The 16016-nt window shown below is 62.0% G+C and carries 18 protein-coding genes; 8 read left to right on the top strand and 10 right to left on the bottom strand.

The window, feature by feature from the left end; all coding sequences use genetic code 11:
- Positions 1–242: 242 nt before the first annotated feature.
- A complete protein-coding gene (locus tag RG2_RS04315; RefSeq protein ID WP_033236411.1) occupies positions 243–1298 on the top strand; it encodes a ferredoxin--NADP reductase in 1056 nt (351 codons plus the stop codon).
- Here RG2_RS04315 and RG2_RS04310 read toward each other — a convergent pair.
- Together RG2_RS04310 and RG2_RS04305 are read right to left on the bottom strand one after the other, a co-directional pair.
- Positions 1282–2526 (bottom strand): glycosyltransferase family 87 protein, encoded by a 1245-nt coding sequence (locus RG2_RS04310; protein WP_045070911.1) that lies wholly within the window; start codon positions 2524–2526, stop codon positions 1282–1284. The two genes, RG2_RS04315 and RG2_RS04310, sit on opposite strands and share 17 nt — an antisense overlap.
- 83 nt (positions 2527–2609) lie before the next feature.
- Complete coding sequence (locus tag RG2_RS04305) at positions 2610–3356, bottom strand: DNA alkylation repair protein (RefSeq protein WP_033236412.1); 747 nt, start codon at positions 3354–3356, stop codon at positions 2610–2612.
- Between the two features lie 256 nt (positions 3357–3612).
- Between RG2_RS04305 and RG2_RS04300 the strand changes: the two genes are divergently transcribed.
- Both RG2_RS04300 and RG2_RS04295 read left to right on the top strand, forming a co-directional pair.
- Positions 3613–4698 (top strand): phospholipase D family protein, encoded by a 1086-nt coding sequence (locus RG2_RS04300; RefSeq protein WP_051730710.1) that lies wholly within the window; start codon positions 3613–3615, stop codon positions 4696–4698.
- 135 nt (positions 4699–4833) lie between these two features.
- Positions 4834–5199 (top strand): SPW repeat domain-containing protein, encoded by a 366-nt coding sequence (locus RG2_RS04295; protein ID WP_033236413.1) that lies wholly within the window; start codon positions 4834–4836, stop codon positions 5197–5199.
- 34 nt (positions 5200–5233) lie between these two features.
- Here the strand turns inward: RG2_RS04295 and RG2_RS04290 are convergent, their stop codons facing one another.
- Together RG2_RS04290 and RG2_RS04285 are read right to left on the bottom strand one after the other, a co-directional pair.
- Complete coding sequence (locus RG2_RS04290; RefSeq protein WP_033236414.1) at positions 5234–6001, bottom strand: glutamate racemase; 768 nt, start codon at positions 5999–6001, stop codon at positions 5234–5236.
- Between the two features lie 62 nt (positions 6002–6063).
- Positions 6064–7242 (bottom strand): NAD(P)/FAD-dependent oxidoreductase, encoded by a 1179-nt coding sequence (locus RG2_RS04285; protein ID WP_230590365.1) that lies wholly within the window; start codon positions 7240–7242, stop codon positions 6064–6066.
- A gap of 187 nt (positions 7243–7429) precedes the next feature.
- Here RG2_RS04285 and RG2_RS04280 point away from each other — a divergent pair, with 187 nt between their 5' ends.
- From RG2_RS04280 to RG2_RS04260, 5 genes are read left to right on the top strand one after another with little or no spacing between them, the layout of a single operon-like run.
- Entirely contained in the window at positions 7430–7894 is a 465-nt protein-coding gene (locus RG2_RS04280; RefSeq protein WP_033236415.1) for an Asp23/Gls24 family envelope stress response protein, read from the top strand.
- Positions 7895–7920: 26 nt separating this feature from the next.
- A complete protein-coding gene (locus RG2_RS04275; protein ID WP_033236492.1) occupies positions 7921–8220 on the top strand; it encodes an Asp23/Gls24 family envelope stress response protein in 300 nt (99 codons plus the stop codon).
- A gap of 1 nt (position 8221) precedes the next feature.
- Positions 8222–8401: a hypothetical protein gene (locus RG2_RS04270; protein ID WP_033236416.1), complete on the top strand. Its 180-nt coding sequence runs from the start codon at positions 8222–8224 to the stop codon at positions 8399–8401.
- Positions 8388–9386 (top strand): DUF6286 domain-containing Asp23/Gls24 family envelope stress response protein, encoded by a 999-nt coding sequence (locus tag RG2_RS04265; protein ID WP_033236417.1) that lies wholly within the window; start codon positions 8388–8390, stop codon positions 9384–9386. The genes RG2_RS04270 and RG2_RS04265 overlap by 14 nt, the downstream gene beginning before the upstream one ends.
- Positions 9383–9946, top strand: a complete 564-nt coding sequence (locus RG2_RS04260; protein WP_033236418.1) for a hypothetical protein — start codon at positions 9383–9385, stop codon at positions 9944–9946. Before RG2_RS04265 ends, RG2_RS04260 begins: the two co-directional genes overlap by 4 nt.
- A gap of 132 nt (positions 9947–10078) precedes the next feature.
- On the opposite strand, the gene tuf is transcribed toward RG2_RS04260, so the two are convergent.
- The 6 genes from tuf to RG2_RS04230 all read right to left on the bottom strand — a co-directional run bounded on the left by tuf (position 10079) and on the right by RG2_RS04230 (position 15996).
- A complete protein-coding gene (gene tuf / locus RG2_RS04255; protein WP_033236419.1) occupies positions 10079–11269 on the bottom strand; it encodes an elongation factor Tu in 1191 nt (396 codons plus the stop codon).
- Between the two features lie 132 nt (positions 11270–11401).
- Positions 11402–13504 carry an elongation factor G gene (fusA, locus tag RG2_RS04250; RefSeq protein ID WP_033236420.1) on the bottom strand — a complete coding sequence of 701 codons (2103 nt, stop codon included), beginning with the start codon at positions 13502–13504 and terminating at the stop codon, positions 11402–11404.
- A 204-nt stretch (positions 13505–13708) separates the two neighbouring features.
- Entirely contained in the window at positions 13709–14179 is a 471-nt protein-coding gene (rpsG, locus tag RG2_RS04245; protein ID WP_003941856.1) for a 30S ribosomal protein S7, read from the bottom strand.
- Positions 14179–14553 carry a 30S ribosomal protein S12 gene (gene rpsL / locus RG2_RS04240; protein WP_003941908.1) on the bottom strand — a complete coding sequence of 125 codons (375 nt, stop codon included), beginning with the start codon at positions 14551–14553 and terminating at the stop codon, positions 14179–14181. Before rpsL ends, rpsG begins: the two co-directional genes overlap by 1 nt.
- A gap of 364 nt (positions 14554–14917) precedes the next feature.
- Entirely contained in the window at positions 14918–15442 is a 525-nt protein-coding gene (locus tag RG2_RS04235) for a DUF3558 domain-containing protein (protein WP_033236421.1), read from the bottom strand.
- Positions 15439–15996 carry a DUF3558 domain-containing protein gene (locus RG2_RS04230; protein WP_051730711.1) on the bottom strand — a complete coding sequence of 186 codons (558 nt, stop codon included), beginning with the start codon at positions 15994–15996 and terminating at the stop codon, positions 15439–15441. Before RG2_RS04230 ends, RG2_RS04235 begins: the two co-directional genes overlap by 4 nt.
- Positions 15997–16016: the final 20 nt, after the last annotated feature.

Here is a 16016-nt window from a genome sequence, read left to right as displayed (position 1 = left end):
CGCTGCGATTACCGCCCGGACGCCGCCCCCGAACCGCCCATTCGGGCAGGTTGTGACCGCCCCGGCCCGCCAGGCGCCCCCATCACGATCGGTCTGATTCCCGCTGATCGGGAACGTTTTGCCGCGCGACTAGGATCCCCAGTAGCTTTTCATCACTGCTAGCATTGAACTAGAACATGTTCTACCTGCAGCATTTCACTGACCTGCGCATTACCCAGCTTCACGAGAGGACTTGCTTCGCGATGACGACAGTCGAGGTACCGCACAGCTCGCGATCGGCGGTACTCACCGTGTCCGGAGTCGTGGAAGAGACTTCGGACGCCCGGTCGCTGGTATTCGAGATCCCCGCAGACCTGAAGGGCAAGTTCGACTACAAGCCCGGACAGTTCCTCACCCTGCGCATCCCCAGCGACCAGACCGGTTCTGTTGCCCGGTGCTACTCCCTGGCCAGCTCACCGTTCACCGACGACGCCCCCAAGGTGACCGTCAAGCGAACCGTCGACGGCTATGGCTCCAACTGGCTGTGCGACAAGGTTCAGGTCGGCGACACCATCGAAGTGCTGCCGCCCTCCGGTGTGTTCACCCCCAAGTCGCTCGATCACGATTTCCTGCTCTTCGGCGCGGGCAGCGGCATCACCCCGGTGATCTCGATCCTCAAGTCCGCTCTCACCCAGGGCAGCGGCAACGTTGTCCTCGTGTACGCCAACCGTGACGAGAAGTCCGTCATCTTCGGTGCAGAACTCCGCGAACTCGCGGCCAAGTACGCCGGTCGGCTGACCGTCGTTCACTGGATCGAATCGGTCCAGGGACTCCCGGCTGTATCGCAGCTGGCAACGCTGGCCAAGCCGTTTGTCGCCTACGAAGCCTTCATGTGTGGCCCCGGCCCCTTCATGGACGCCGTGCACAACGCACTCGCCGAAGCCGGCATGCCCCGCACACAGGTCCACGCCGAGGTCTTCAATTCACTCGCCGGTGACCCGTTCAAGGACGTCGAACTCGCCGAGGTCACCGACGAAGAAGCAGCAGACGCCGCCACGGTCGAGGTCGAACTGGATGGCGAAACCCACACACTCGTCTGGCCCCGCAAGCAGACCCTCGTCGACATCATGCTCGCCAAGGGCCTCGACGTGCCGTACTCCTGCCAGGAAGGCGAATGCGGCTCCTGCGCCTGCACCGTCACCGAAGGCGAAGTGCAGATGGACAACTCCGAGATCCTCGACGCCGAGGACATCGCAAACGGATACATTCTCGGATGCCAGGCAAAGCCTGTATCCGACAGCCTCAAGATCGAGTTCTGACACCGGATTCTTCGATACTGTTCGGCCCCTGATTCCCTTCGGATTCGGGGGCCGAAGCGTTTTCCCCGAACGCCGAATTCTGCCCGAACACAGTGTCCGGCCGTGGCCGCATCTGCCACAAAGCAACAATTGCCGCTGCGCTGACCAGGATGAAACCCTCCCGCAAGATCGCTCCGACCGGCACGAGCAGCGCCGACGCGTCCATCAACTGCTGTCCCATACTCGGTCCGCAATAGACCACCACCAGAGCTGCAACAAAAACCGCGACACCACGACGCGAACGCAGCCGGAACAGTATCGTGACCGCCGCCGGGATCAGGTACACCCAGTGATGAATCCAGCTGATCGGCGACAGAATCGGCGCGCTCAACCCGATCACCAGTGCCGCGTCGACGCTACGGCCGTCGAGGTATATCCGCCTCGCAATCCACAGTGCCGCTGCGCCGACCAGCACGATCAACGGCATCACCACCGCATCCGTCCAGGAACCCAGCGCAGCCAGAGTGCCCTGCAGCGAGCCGTTACCCGAACTGGCAATCGCCTCGCCCGTAAGATCCACGCGGCCACTCAAACTCCACACGACTTCGGTCCAGAAGGTTCTGCTCAGCGCCGGATCAACCAGTGCGGCAGCAACAGTGGCAGCGGCCGCACCCACAGAACTCCAGATCGCCAGTCGCCATTGCCGTGTCACCACGAAGTAGACGACGAACAACCCCGGAGTCAGCTTGATCGCGGTCGCAACGCCGATCAACAGTCCCCGCGGGAAGTACCGGCCGAGAATCGAATTGTCATCTCGGGTGATGTCGAACAGCACCAGTGCCATCAACAGCAGATTTACCTGACCGAACGAGATGTGCGCGCTGACCGTCGGTGTCACCGACACCCCGATCAGAAGTGCCGCCATCACCAACGGCCGCAAGCGAACCCACCTCGGAGTGAAGCGCGCAACCGTCCACGCCACCAGCAGAATGCACAGAAGCGACCACAGAAGGTACGCAGTCCACCAGTCGAAAAACGCTGTCGGCCACAACAACAACACTGCAAACGGCGTGTAGGTGAACGGCATTCCCTCAGGCTCGATCATCGGACCGAACAAGTTCCCGGAATAGATGTCACCGCCACTGGCAAACTTCTCGACAGCGTAGCGATAGACGAGGAAATCGACAGGTTCGACGGCTCGCACGACGTACACCAGATATGCCAGCACCACGCATGCTGCCGCGAGCATCGACGCGATGGTTGTCGCTGTAACTAGTCGAGCTGAGGAGGCCTGCACCTCTCGATCGTGTCACAGACCGTTACGGCAAAGTCTCACACCGGCGCACGGAGCGACCGAAAATGCGTCCGCTCCTCCGCACTGAGGTGCTCACACGCATAGCTCAATGCGGTACGACCCATGTCGTGCGCATGCAACTCCAGGAACCCGGTCAACAAACCCCGGTCGACGCGTTTGCCCACCTCACGCAGCATCCAGCCCATCGCTTTCTGCGTCAGATCACGACGATCGTCGAGGACGGACGCCGCGAGCTCGAGAGTTGTCGACGCGTCGCCCCGCGTGATGAAGCCGTACGTGGTCAACAGCGCCACTCGCCGACGCCACAGGTCGCCCGAATCCGAGAGCTCGAACACCAAGCTTCGGTTCCGATCGAACAACCATCCGCCGAGAATCTGACCGGCCGACGAATCGACCAGGTCCCAGTTGTTCACCCGCCCACGCTCCACCGCGTCGAGGTAGAACTCGGCGATCGTGCGTCGAGCTTCGGCGTCGAAAGACCTCTGCCTGCTTGCCTTTTCGAACTGCGCCACCAGAATCAACAGGCCGGCGAGACGATACTCGTGAACTTCGCTGTCGAGCAGCACACGCACTTCGCTCAACTCGAGACCGCCGAACCGCTTGACCACAGTCCGTGTCTTGGGCACCCGAACGCCGATGAAGACGTCGCCTTCGCCGTACTCCCCCGGCCCGGTCTTGAAGAACCGCTGAAGGTGAACAGCATCCTTCGGATCGGACAGGTCGGCCAACGCCTCGCACACCACACGAGCACTCAGATCACCCATGCCGACACGATCTCACAACTCACAGCGTCCTCACATCGAACGCCCCAGATAGGCACAGCCTGGTCGGCAACACTGAAACCATGCTCACAACCGCACTGGCCTTCACCACACTCACGCTCATGGCGCTCTCCGGCCACATCGCAGCCACCGCCCCGCGCGGCCTGGTCGCGGCCCGCACCCCTGATCACAAATCTTGAAACAAAGTCGAACTTGCCGACACCGCGTGAGATCTGATCCTGTCTGGTTGGATACCGGGATGGAATACAAGTTTGTCGGGCCGAAGGCGTGGCGCGCGATCACCAAAGCGATCCAGACTGCAGGTCCGCGGTATGCGGCGGTGGCATTTCTGGGCAGCGATGCGCCCAAACTGATGCCACTGACACTCGGGGACGTGCTGGTGACAAATGCATCGGATTCTGCCGTCCGCTCGCACTCCACCAGCCCCCAGGCCATCGAAACGTACCTCGCGGCGGGCGTAGAGGTGTGGTCCTCAGGGGCATTGCACGCCAAGGTGATTGCCACCGCAGAGCGCGCAGTGATCGGATCGGCGAATGCTTCTGCTCGCTCCTCGCGGCGAACGAACGAGGCTTCGGTCATCTCCGGTACCGACGCGATGATCGCCTGGACACGTGCCTTCGTCATTGCTGAGAAATCGGAATCAGAACAGGTCACTGCGCAGGATCTGCCTCGCCTGAACGCTCTGTGGGCTGACGGGGCAGATCAAGACAACGACCGTTTTGGCGTTCCGGGAATCAACACCTCCGCCGACGAACTGGTCACCACGTCGGATGCACGGTTTTTCGTATGCAACTACGGCGAGGTCGATGTCGACGAAGTCGCCGGCAAGGAAATGAACCGGATTGTCCGGCGCGCGCATCGCTCGACAAATTTCGGCACGGACTGGCTCGTCTTGGAGGACGGAGACGAGTTCCGGATCGATGACGTGCTTTTCCTCTGGGACGATGACGGCCTCGAAGCCCCTGTTGTCTTCATAGACATACCAAGAGATCAGGCTGACGGAAGCCGGTACCAGGCATACCGGTACCGCACTGATCTCGACTGGAAATCGTGGGACGAACTGGAGGAGGCACTCGATTCGTCAAACTACCAACGACTCCTCCCTGACGACCTGTACATCGAAGGAGATTTGTCGTACTGGAATGCCGATCTCGCACGTGCGTTGCTCGATGTGTGGGACTTGACTGCTCCATTGCCGACACCACGAATCGTCTACGACCCCGAACTTGTGCCTGCCGGCCCAGCATCGCGATCGGATGCTATCCCACACCGTGCACCCCGGTTTCGAAAGATCGCACGGCTCGCACCCGAGTCGCACCTATGATCACAAATCTTGATACAAACCGGCTCTGCCTGCGGGTAACTGCAACCCGAATGCAATTGTCGGAGAGTTGAACTCGACCTCAGGAAGGCGTCTACTCGAGAGTGAAAGAATCTTTTCGCTCGAGGAGGTTTCGCCATGAAGTCGTGGAATCGAATGCAGGATGCCGTAGCCGTGGTTCTCGGTGTCTTTGCCGCACTGTCGCCGATCTGGTTGACCACCAACGACCGGGCTATGTGGTCACTGATCGTCCTGGGTGTGCTCGTTGCACTCGCCGGCCTGGCTCACATGGCACGACCGGACATGGCCGTCGCCGACTACGCGATGGGTGTCTTCGGCGTTCTGATGTTCATCTCCCCCTGGGTCATGAACTTCCACGCCCTCGAAGGCGCAGCCTGGACAGCCTGGGTTGTCGGAGTCCTCACCGTAGTGGTGGCAGTGAGTGCGATGCCGATGATGGCCGCCAGAATGCATCACGGCGACCACGGAGTGGCCGCCCATTAGAGCAGTGACCACGGAGTGGCCGCCCACTGAGTACTCAGGCCCTTATTGCTCCCAACAACCGTCCGGCGTCGAATGCTTCGGCGCTGGACGGAAGGCTGCCGGGGCGACCGCTCACGAACACCTCGACCGTCCCTGAACCAACTGAAGTGTCCATCTCAGCTGCGTCGATACGGCGCAGTGTCTGCCTTGCGACGGCCTCGGCACTGTCGAAGAGCAAGACTCCTTCGGGCAGCGCGGCAACAATCTCGTCCCGCAACAACGGGTAATGGGTGCAGCCTAGAACAACACCTTGCACACCGTCTGGTGTCCGGGCCGCGGCGTCGCTGATCGCGGCCAAGGCGCCCGCTCGGTCGCCTCGGTCGATGGCGTCGGCGAGGCCGTGGCACGCGACGCCGACTACCTCGGTTCCATCCGCGAATTCGGCGATCAGATCTGCCTGATAGCGGCTGGCCGTGGTTGCCGCCGTAGCCCAGATCGCCACCGACTCACACACGGCAGCCGCTGGTTTGATTGCCGGTACCGTCCCGATTACGGGAATACCAGGCCCGACCAGCTCGCGGACATGCTCGAGCGCAGTCACACTCGCCGTATTGCATGGCAGCACGATGACCTCCGCGCCCCGGTCGAGACTTCGCGCCGCAGCACCGAGCACCCGGTCGATCACCCACGGCGCAGGCTTCGGCCCCCATGGTGCGCCGTCAGGATCCAAGGACAACACCAGATCCAATTCGGGACGCAGGCGGCGAAGCCAAGCGGAAGTCGGGAGCAAACCTAGACCCGAGTCGATGAGCGCAACGATCACCGAACAAATCTAGCGTCCCGAACCCGACCGAGCCGCATCAGCTCGCCCGCCTGTCCATCAACTCACACTGCTGCGGCTTCCAACACTTCGGCGATCGGAGTACCCGCAGCGATCTTCGCGCGCATCTTCATCACCGCCGCAGGACTGCCACAGCCGACTACAGCTGCCAACACTCCGTCACGCTCGTAGTAGGCGACAAACTTGCGGCCGTCGTCCTTGACGATATGCACCTGATCAGTGGACGACACCGTTCCCAGCGCCTGAATCTTCACGTCGTATTGATCGCTCCAGAAATACGGAACCTGCGCGGGCGCATTCGCGTCACCGGTACCGGTCAACGCCCCGGCAAGAATCTTTGCCTGATCCCCGGCGTTGCTCCAGTGTTCGACGCGCTTGCGCGCTTCCCCGATCGTCCATGCGGCCACGTCACCGATCGCCCACACATTCTCGACACTTGTCCGGCCCACCGTGTCGCACAGCACTCCGTTGCCCAGTTCGATCCCGGAATCTGCAAGCCAATCCGTCACCGGCAATGATCCGACGCCGATGGCGACCACGTCGACGGAAATTTCGGAACCGTCACCGAGAAAAGCGGTGTCGACGACGCCGTCGCCGGACAGAGTCTCGAGCCCGACGCCAACCCGGACGTCGATGCCCGCGTCTCGGTGCAGTCGCTCCACCAGAGCACCGACCGTCGTGCCGAGTACCGATGCAAGCGGTGTCGGTTGCGGTTCGAGCAGAACGACGTCAACTCCGTGCGACTTCATGCTCGACGCCAATTCACAGCCGATGAAGCCGGCACCGACGATCAGCGCTCGCTTGCCCGGCGCAAGGTCCGCGCGCAGAGCGAGTGCTTCCTCGATGGAACGCAGGACGTGCACGCCTGAAAGCTTAGGCAGACCGCCGATGCGCCTTGGGGTCAGTCCCGTGGCGATGATCAGATCGTCGTACGTCAGCTCCGAACCGTCGGCAAACGCGACGGTCTTGGATGCGGTATCCACCGAGAGTGCTGGTGAACCGAGCTTCAGGTCGATCGCGTTCTCGGTGAAGAACTCCGCCGGACGCAGAGTCGTCTCGTCCTTGTCTCCGCGGATGACTTCCTTCGACAGCGGCGGACGGTCGTACGGCAGATGCGCCTCACCGCCCGCTAGGACTATCTCGCCCTCGAAACCGGCGCGCCGCAGCTCCTCCGCGGCTCGTAGCCCCGACAAACCTGCGCCCACGATCACAATCCGTGCCACCACACACCCACCCGTCTGATCTTGCGTCACTATCGGCGCCCACTATGAGAGCCGTCACGTATTCACGTCAGACTCTGTCATACCAAATTCGGACGTAGGTGTGGTGCACCCGCTGGGAAGCAGCGGTTGTCACTAGAGTTAATGACAGGTGAGACGCACACACTGAAACTCGAGCAGGGAGCACCGCATGACCAGCGATTCCAGTGGAAGCAGCAGCGTCCAGTTCGGCGCGGACGGCGGCGCCGCGCTCCACAGCACGCAGGGCAAAACGATCATTGCGGACGCCGTGGTCGCCAAGATCGCCGGCATAGCCACCCGCGAGATAAACGGTGTGTACGACGTCGGCGGCGGTACCGCACGCGCTGTCGGCGCACTCCGCGACCGCATCCCTGGTGCACGCGTCAATCACGCGCAGGGCGTGGCCGTCGAGGTCGGCGAGAAGCAGGCAGCGATCGACATCGGAATCGTCGCCGAATACGGCGTCGCCCTCCACGAGTTGGCGCTCGGAATCAGGCGCAACGTCATCGCGGCCGTCGAAAGAATGACCGGCCTCGAAGTCACCGAAGTCAACATCACCGTCTTCGACGTCATGCTCTTCGGCGAATCCGAGAACCCGGGCACCGAACCGGAAGCGAAGCCGAGAGTTCAGTGAGCGGTCCCGAACGGATCGATCTCGGTATGGCAGCCGAAACCGTCGCCGACGCCGCGCTGGCGGTTCACGGTGTCGCCGCACTGCACGGCGGCGAGTTCGGCGAAGTCGGAACCTACCTCCCGGGCAAGCGCGTCACCGGCGTGGTCATCGACGAAAACGGTTGCAACGTACACATATCCGTCGCTTACCCGGCAAACGTCGTGACTGTCGCTCAACACGTCCGCGACGCGGTCGGGCAGGTCGTCGACGTACCGATCACCGTCACCGTCGGCGACGTCAGCCACCCTGACGATCAGCTCGCACCCCTCATCGAAGAAAGGAACTGATGTGAACAGCACGACAGTCGGCCTGCTGGTCGGTCTGCTCCTCGCCCTCGCCGGAATCCTGGGCGGGTTCAGCGGATTCCTCTTTGCCGTCCTACTCGGAGCAGCCGGTATGGCGATCGGCGCGCATCGCGACGGTCACCTCGACCTCGGCGCCATCCTCCGAAGCCGTGGCCGTGGCTGAGTCCACCACACCCACCCCCACGGCGGGCACATCAACACCGGACCCCGTTGACCCCGGCCTTCGCGGCGTACTGGTCATCAAGGACCGCGCGATGTCGAAAATCGCCACAGCCGCCGCGATCACCGTCCCCGGAGTTGTCCGGCAAACCGGCGGACTCAGCAAGTTGACCGGACGGGAACTGCCGCGGGCAGACATCGCGATGGGGTCCGACGCCGTATCCGTCAATCTCTTTCTTGCGGTCAACTGGCCGTGCTCTGTTGTCGAACTGACAGGTCGCGTGCACAACGAGGTCGCCACGAGTGTCGAATCCCTCACCGGCTACCCGCTGCACGAAATGAACGTTCTGATCGCGGCAACCACGGTCCCCGAAGAGGGCGCCGTACCGGGCATCAGCATTCCCGAAGATACTGCCGAGCAACCGGTTTCGCAGTGGACTCCCCCTCGAACGCCTGCCGCCGCACCCGCCGCAGCGGTATCGGCAGTAGTGATCGCGTTCGGACTGCTCGCGCTTGCTTTTGTGGTCTCACGTGAATGGTTCATCAATCGCGGCACCTTCGAATCTGCGCCGTGGATCGCGAACTCCGTCGAATGGGCATCACGATTGCACTGGCAGACATGGCTGCTGCCGACGGCAATCGCAGCAGTCGTCGCCGGGGTCGTTCTGATCATGACGGCGATGAAGCGACGCGCTAAAACCCATGTGCCACTAGGGAACCCGAATGCCGGTACCGTATGGATGCGCCCGACCGACATCGCCCGCATGTGCAGCGGACAAGCCGCAACGGTGCCCGGCGTCGAACGCGCCCACACCACCGTCGACCGCAAACACGCCAAGGTCCATATCGATACCGTCGGCGGGGATCGCGACGCACTGATCACGGCCGTCGAAACAGCAGTTCAACCGCACCTCGACGTCCTACAGCGCCCCGTCCGTCTGACCGTTCTCGCCCGAGAAATCGCAGCAAAGCAGAAGGTCGAATCGTGAACCGCTACATAGCCGCGCTCGACCGAATCGTTGTGCTGATCATCGGCATTGCTCTCGTCGTCGCCGGTGCGTACATCATCGCCTGGGATGCCGGCGTCCGTCTGATCCGGACGTGGGTGTCACGGCTGGATCGACCGACACTCCTCGGAATTCCCGAGCAGCCCTGGTGGCATTGGGTTCTCACCGGAACTTTTGTCTTCTGCGTGATTGCCGGCTTCGGCTTGCTGTATCTCAATCTTCGGCTGCGCCGCGCCCGAGCAATAACACTCCGACATGCACAGTCCGGCACCGAAATCAGTGTTGATCTCGGTCCGATCGCCGATGGTGTTGCAGCTGAACTCGCACATTTGCCCGGTGTCCGTGCCGCTAAGGGACGAGCCACCGTAGACCGTGGGCTCCCGACACTCTCCGTAGTGGTCAACGCCGATCCCGGAATCAACGTCGTCGACTTCACCACCCGCGCCGAGGACATCGCGTCGACAACGCGCCGCAACCTCGACGGTTCTGATGTTGCGGTGCAGGTACTACTGCACCTAGATCGAGTGGACGCAGCGCAGTAGATCCGGCTCTGGTTTCCCGACCGGAACCGCACCATCGGAAATCAAGTACAACAACAAGAAAGGCGCTCACTCCCCGAAGGGAATGAGCGCCTTTCTGTGCGGAGCTATGAATCAACTAGCAAGACAAGAGTCTCACTTGATGATCTTGGAAACCTTGCCGGCGCCGACCGTACGGCCGCCTTCGCGAATTGCGAAGCGCAGGCCCTCGTCCATGGCGACAGGCTGGATGAGCTTGACGGACATCTCGGTGTTGTCACCGGGCATGACCATCTCGGTGCCCTCAGGCAGCGTCACGACGCCCGTAACGTCCGTGGTACGGAAGTAGAACTGCGGGCGGTAGTTGTTGAAGAACGGGGTGTGGCGGCCGCCCTCGTCCTTCGACAGGATGTATGCCTGGCCCTCGAACTCCGTGTGGGGAGTCGTGGTGCCCGGCTTGACGACAACCTGTCCACGCTCGACATCTTCGCGCTTGATGCCACGAACGAGCAGTCCGACGTTGTCGCCGGCCTGGCCCGAGTCGAGCAGCTTGCGGAACATTTCGATGCCCGTGACGGTGGTCTTGGTGGAGGTCTCCTTGATGCCGACGATCTCCACCTCCTCGTTCACGTTGACAACGCCACGCTCGATACGACCGGTGACAACGGTGCCACGGCCGGTGATCGTGAAGACATCCTCGACAGGCATGAGGAAGGGCTTCTCGGTCTCACGAACCGGAGTCGGGATGGACTCGTCGACTGCAGCCATGAGGTCGAGGATGGACTGGGTCCACTTCTCGTCGCCCTCGAGTGCCTTGAGTGCCGAGATCGGGATGACCGGGGCGTCCTCGTCGAATTCCTGAGCGGCCAGCAGTTCGCGGACCTCCATCTCGACGAGCTCGAGGATCTCTTCGTCGTCAACCATGTCGGCCTTGTTCAGGGCGACGAGGATGTACGGAACGCCAACCTGGCGAGCGAGCAGGACATGCTCGCGCGTCTGGGGCATCGGGCCATCGGTGGCTGCAACGACGAGGATAGCGCCGTCCATCTGAGCCGCGCCGGTGATCATGTTCTTGATGTAGTCGGCGTGACCCGGTGCATCGACGTGCGCGTAGTGGCGCTTGTCCGTCTGGTACTCAACATGCGAGATGTTGATCGTGATGCCACGAGCCTTTTCCTCGGGAGCCTTGTCGATCTGATCGAAGGCCGAAGCCTCGTTCAGGTCGGGGAAAGCATCCGCAAGCACCTTGGTGATGGCCGCCGTCGTCGTGGTCTTGCCGTGGTCGACGTGACCGATGGTGCCGATGTTCACGTGCGGCTTCGTCCGCTCGAACTTCGCCTTCGCCACTTTTGTCCTCCTGGACTGATAATTGCTTGCCGTATGCAGCAGTGCGGTTGGTTATTACTTGGTCGTGCTTCGTGCCGAAAGCAACCGAGGTTACTTACCGGCGCGGGCTGGGGAGCTCGCAGTACTTACTACTTACTCGCCCGTCGCCTTGGCGATGATTTCCTTCGAGACGTTCGCGGGAACCTCTGCGTAGGAATCGAACACCATGGAGAAGTTCGCCCGGCCCTGGGTCCTGGACCGCAGGTCACCGATGTAACCGAACATCTCCGAGAGCGGAACCAGCGCCTTCACGACACGGGCACCACTGCGTTCCTCCATGGCCTGAATCTGGCCACGGCGGGAGTTGATATCGCCGATCACGTCGCCCATGTACTCCTCGGGCGTTGTGACCTCGACAGCCATAAGGGGTTCGAGAATGACGGGGCCGGCCTTGCGGGCGGCTTCCTTCAGCGCCTGCGAACCGGCAACCTTGAACGCCATTTCCGAGGAGTCGACGTCGTGGTAAGCACCATCGAGCAGCGACAGCTTCAGGTTCACGAGCGGGTAGCCGGCGAGAACACCGTACTGCATCGCGTCCTGTGCGCCTGCATCCACGGAGGGGATGTACTCGCGCGGGATACGTCCGCCGGAGACCTTGTTCTCGAATGCGTAGGTAGCACCGTCTTCGCCCACGAAAGGCTCCAGAGCGATGATGACCTTTGCGAACTGGCCCGAGCCACCCGTCTGCTTCTTGTGGGTGTAGTCGTGCTTCTCGACCGTCTTGGTGATGGTCTCGCGGTACGCAACCTGCGGCTTGCCGACGTTGGCCTCGACCTTGAACTCGCGACGCATGCGGTCGACGAGGATGTCGAGGTGGAGCTCGCCCATGCCGCCGATGACGGTCTGACCGGTCTCGTCGTCGAGTTCGACCGAGAAGGTCGGATCCTCTTCGGCGAGCTTCTGGATCGCGACGCCCAGCTTTTCCTGGTCGGACTTGGTCTTGGGCTCGATGGAGACCTGGATGACCGGTGCGGGGAACGACATCGACTCGAGGACGATGGGGTTCGCCTGATCGCACAAGGTGTCACCGGTGGTGGTGTCCTTGAGGCCGATCATCGCGTAGATGTGGCCGGCTACGGCCTCTTCTACCGGGTTCTCCTTGTTGGCGTGCATCTGGAAGAGCTTTCCGATGCGCTCCTTCTTGCCCTTGGTTGCGTTGAGCACCTGTGCGCCCGGATCGATACGACCCGAGTACACGCGGACGAAGGTCAGCTTGCCGAAGAACGGGTGAGCAGCGATCTTGAAGGCGAGAGCCGAGAACGGCTCTTCCTTGCTCGGCTTGCGAGTGATCTCTACTTCTTCGTCGTTGAGCTTGTGTCCGACAACCTCGCCGATATCCAGCGGGTTCGGCAGGTAGTCGATGACTGCGTCGAGCATGGGCTGAACGCCCTTGTTCTTGAACGCGGAGCCACAGATAACCGGGTACAGCTCGGAAGCGACCGTCATCTTGCGGATGGCGCCCTTGATTTCCTCGACCGTGAGCTCTTCGCCGCCGAAGTACTTCTCCATGAGAGCTTCGTCGGACTCGGCAACGGTTTCGAGCAGCTTCTCGCGGTACTCCGCAGCCTTCTCGACGAGATCCGCGGGGATCTCTTCGATGGTCGGCAGTGCACCGGTCGGAACTACGCCGCGCCACGTGATGGCACGCATCTCGACCAGGTCGACGACGCCGTCGAAGTCGTCCTCAGCGCCGATGGGCAGCTGGAGAACGAGCGGCTTCGCGCCGAGACGGTCGATGATGGTCTGCACGGTGAAGTAGAAATCCGCGCCCATCTTGTCCATCTTGTTGACGAAGCAGATACGCGGAACGTCGTACTTGGCAGCCTGACGCCACACCTGCTCGGACTGCGGCTCGACACCCTCTTTACCGTCGAACACAGCAACTGCGCCGTCGAGCACGCGCAGCGACCGCTCCACCTCGACCGTGAAGTCGACGTGGCCGGGGGTATCGATGATGTTGATCTGGTTGTTGTTCCAGAAGCAAGTCACGGCGGCAGACGTGATCGTGATGCCGCGTTCCTTCTCCTGCTCCATCCAGTCCGTCGTCGACGCACCGTCGTGCGTCTCACCGATCTTGTAATTGACACCGGTGTAGAACAGGATGCGCTCGGTGGTGGTGGTTTTGCCGGCATCGATGTGCGCCATGATGCCGATGTTGCGGACCTTGTTCAGGTCAGTCAGCACTTCCTGTGCCACAGGTTTCTTCCCCGCTCGTTGCTTGGTTTTTCGGGTGTCGGCCGTATCCGGTGTGTTCCACCGTCAAGGCCATGGTCTTTCAATTATGTCTCTGCCGTGGCAACCCGACCACCTCTGTCCGGAATTAACCGGCCGATGTGATCAGGTCGCCAACGGCGACAGCGTCGGAGCACCCACCCGATGGCAGTTGCTCCGACGCTTACATCACCAGCGGTAGTGGGCGAATGCCTTGTTGGCTTCGGCCATCTTGTGAGTGTCTTCGCGACGCTTCACAGCTGCACCGAGGCCATTGCTGGCATCGAGGAGCTCGTTGGCGAGACGCTCGACCATGGTCTTCTCACGACGTGCACGCGAGAAGGTGACCAGCCAACGCAGTGCCAGCGTGGTGGAACGACCGGGACGAACCTCGACCGGCACCTGGTAGGTAGCGCCACCAACGCGGCGGCTACGAACCTCGAGTGCAGGCTTGACGTTGTCCAGGGCGCGCTTGAGCGTGACGACCGGATCGGTGCCGGTCTTCTCGCGTGCCTGCTCGAGAGCCTGGTACACGATTCGCTCTGCGGTGGACTTCTTGCCGTCCAGCAGGATCTTGTTGACGAGCTGCGTCACCAACGGGGAACCGTAAACCGGGTCGTTGATGAGCGGGCGCTTCGGAGCGGGGCCCTTACGTGGCATTAGCTCTTCTCCTTCTTGGCGCCGTAGCGGCTGCGTGCCTGCTTGCGACCCTTGACACCCTGGGTGTCGAGGGAGCCGCGGATGATCTTGTAACGGACACCCGGGAGGTCCTTCACACGACCGCCACGGACGAGCACCATGGAGTGCTCCTGAAGGTTGTGGCCTTCACCGGGGATGTACGCGGTGACCTCGACCGAAGTCGTCAGGCGAACGCGAGCGACCTTACGGAGAGCGGAGTTCGGCTTCTTGGGGGTGGTGGTGTACACGCGAGTGCACACGCCACGACGCTGCGGGCTGCCCTTGAGGGCTGCCGTCTTGACCTTGGCGGTCTTGTCGCGGCGACCCTTGCGGACCAGCTGGTTGATGGTTGGCATTTACCGGCTTTCTACGTCGGAACAGACTGCTCGAAGCAACCTTGGCTGTTCTGAAATTAGGGATCTAGCAGTTGGAGCAAGATAGCTGCTGCTCCTCACCCACCTCTGATACTGCTGCGCTGCGCAAATGCGTCTCGCTCTGCACCCGAGGTCGGGCGTGTCGCATACCCCCACACAGGCAGCCGGATGCTCGTTCTGAAGCAGTAACTGCTCGAACGTGCGCACGGCAATACCTAGCTAGGCACACAGATCGGCCCGGGCATGCCGGACACGACCCATAACGATACCTGCCAGCGTGCTATGTGGTCAAAATGAGCCTGAAGTGATACGGAACTCACAGCAACGACCAGGTTCGACAGCAGGTTCAAATACTGACGTTGAGCGTCAGTTCTCCAAGTTTAGTGACTCCCGCGCACGCATCCATGCCGCCGGCCGGCTGGCGCACCCACCAACCGAACACTCCCCCGGCCGGAGCGCCGGCGGTGATGCCACAGCTTTGTGGATCCGCCGGTTGCCGCACGAGGTAGGCGTCACTGCCCTTGACGGTGATCTTCTCGACCACATATCCGAGATGCTCGAATGCGGCGACCTCGTGATCGGTGGTGCCGGTCTCGAACCAGTTGAACGTGACATGGACCGGACCTGCGCCGCCAACCCCGTCCCACCGACAGATTGCCCCGTAGAAACCACGGTCGACGCCGTCGGCGCCGATTGCCGCCGCGATCTGCGGGTCGGACACCGCTTCACATTCCTGCAGGATGTTGGCGAACTTCTCGCTGCCACTGCCCTGATAGCCGCCCTCGGCCAGCGGCGTTCCCGTCACTGTCGAACCGCACCCCGTCAGCAGGATCAACGACGCGCCAAGCGCCGCCGCCCGGGCGCGACTCACTGTGCCCTCGAGACAGTGAGTTCCATCAGGCTCTTCCCGACAACACACGGATCGGCAGGCGGGGCGACAAGCCCGGAGTTCGCGGAGCCGTAGTTCACCGACCAATGGACAAAATCGCCCCCGAAGGAAATACCCAACTCGCACAGAACGCCTTCTCGCGACGCGATGAAACCGGAGTGGCCCTCGATCGTGATGTCGGCGGCAGGTCGACCGAGAAGGTCGGAACCGGCGCGCTCGCGGCCGATCGGGCTGCCGCGGTACCAGGAGAACGCGACGCTTGGTCCCAACGAACCGGCAACCGTCCATTCACAGCCGACACCGTTTCTGGTGACATCGGTGAACGCGAGCCCGAAAGCCGCGACCACCTCCTCATCCGTCACCGATCCGCATTCTGCGAACATCGGACCGGGATCGGTTGCTGCCTGGGCGGTGGGCGCTGAACCTGTGGACTGTTCCGCTGTGCCGTCGTCGGCCCCACAGCCGGTAGCCGACACCAGCACCGCAGCAGCGACCACCAACGGGGTACTGAAGGACAGGGCTCTGCGGCGCGGCATGCAGGTGACTGTACTTCCGG

This window comes from Rhodococcus globerulus NBRC 14531 (assembly GCF_001894805.1).
In the GTDB taxonomy this organism is placed as follows: domain Bacteria; phylum Actinomycetota; class Actinomycetes; order Mycobacteriales; family Mycobacteriaceae; genus Rhodococcus_F; species Rhodococcus_F globerula.
This window is presented reverse-complemented; position numbering and strand designations above follow the sequence as displayed.

What these genes read in the sequence shown, in the direction of transcription:
- RG2_RS04280 (WP_033236415.1), top strand. Translation starts at nt 7,430, where the DNA reads ATGACCAGCGATTCCAGTGGAAGCAGCAGCGTCCAGTTCGGCGCGGAC.
- rpsL (WP_003941908.1), bottom strand. Translation starts at nt 14,553, where the DNA reads ATGCCAACCATCAACCAGCTGGTCCGCAAGGGTCGCCGCGACAAGACC.
- rpsG (WP_003941856.1), bottom strand. Translation starts at nt 14,179, where the DNA reads ATGCCACGTAAGGGCCCCGCTCCGAAGCGCCCGCTCATCAACGACCCG.
- RG2_RS04295 (WP_033236413.1), top strand. Translation starts at nt 4,834, where the DNA reads ATGAAGTCGTGGAATCGAATGCAGGATGCCGTAGCCGTGGTTCTCGGT.
- RG2_RS04300 (WP_051730710.1), top strand. Translation starts at nt 3,613, where the DNA reads ATGGAATACAAGTTTGTCGGGCCGAAGGCGTGGCGCGCGATCACCAAA.
- RG2_RS04275 (WP_033236492.1), top strand. Translation starts at nt 7,921, where the DNA reads ATGGCAGCCGAAACCGTCGCCGACGCCGCGCTGGCGGTTCACGGTGTC.
- RG2_RS04305 (WP_033236412.1), bottom strand. Translation starts at nt 3,356, where the DNA reads ATGGGTGATCTGAGTGCTCGTGTGGTGTGCGAGGCGTTGGCCGACCTG.
- RG2_RS04315 (WP_033236411.1), top strand. Translation starts at nt 243, where the DNA reads ATGACGACAGTCGAGGTACCGCACAGCTCGCGATCGGCGGTACTCACC.
- RG2_RS04230 (WP_051730711.1), bottom strand. Translation starts at nt 15,996, where the DNA reads ATGCCGCGCCGCAGAGCCCTGTCCTTCAGTACCCCGTTGGTGGTCGCT.
- RG2_RS04310 (WP_045070911.1), bottom strand. Translation starts at nt 2,526, where the DNA reads ATGCTCGCGGCAGCATGCGTGGTGCTGGCATATCTGGTGTACGTCGTG.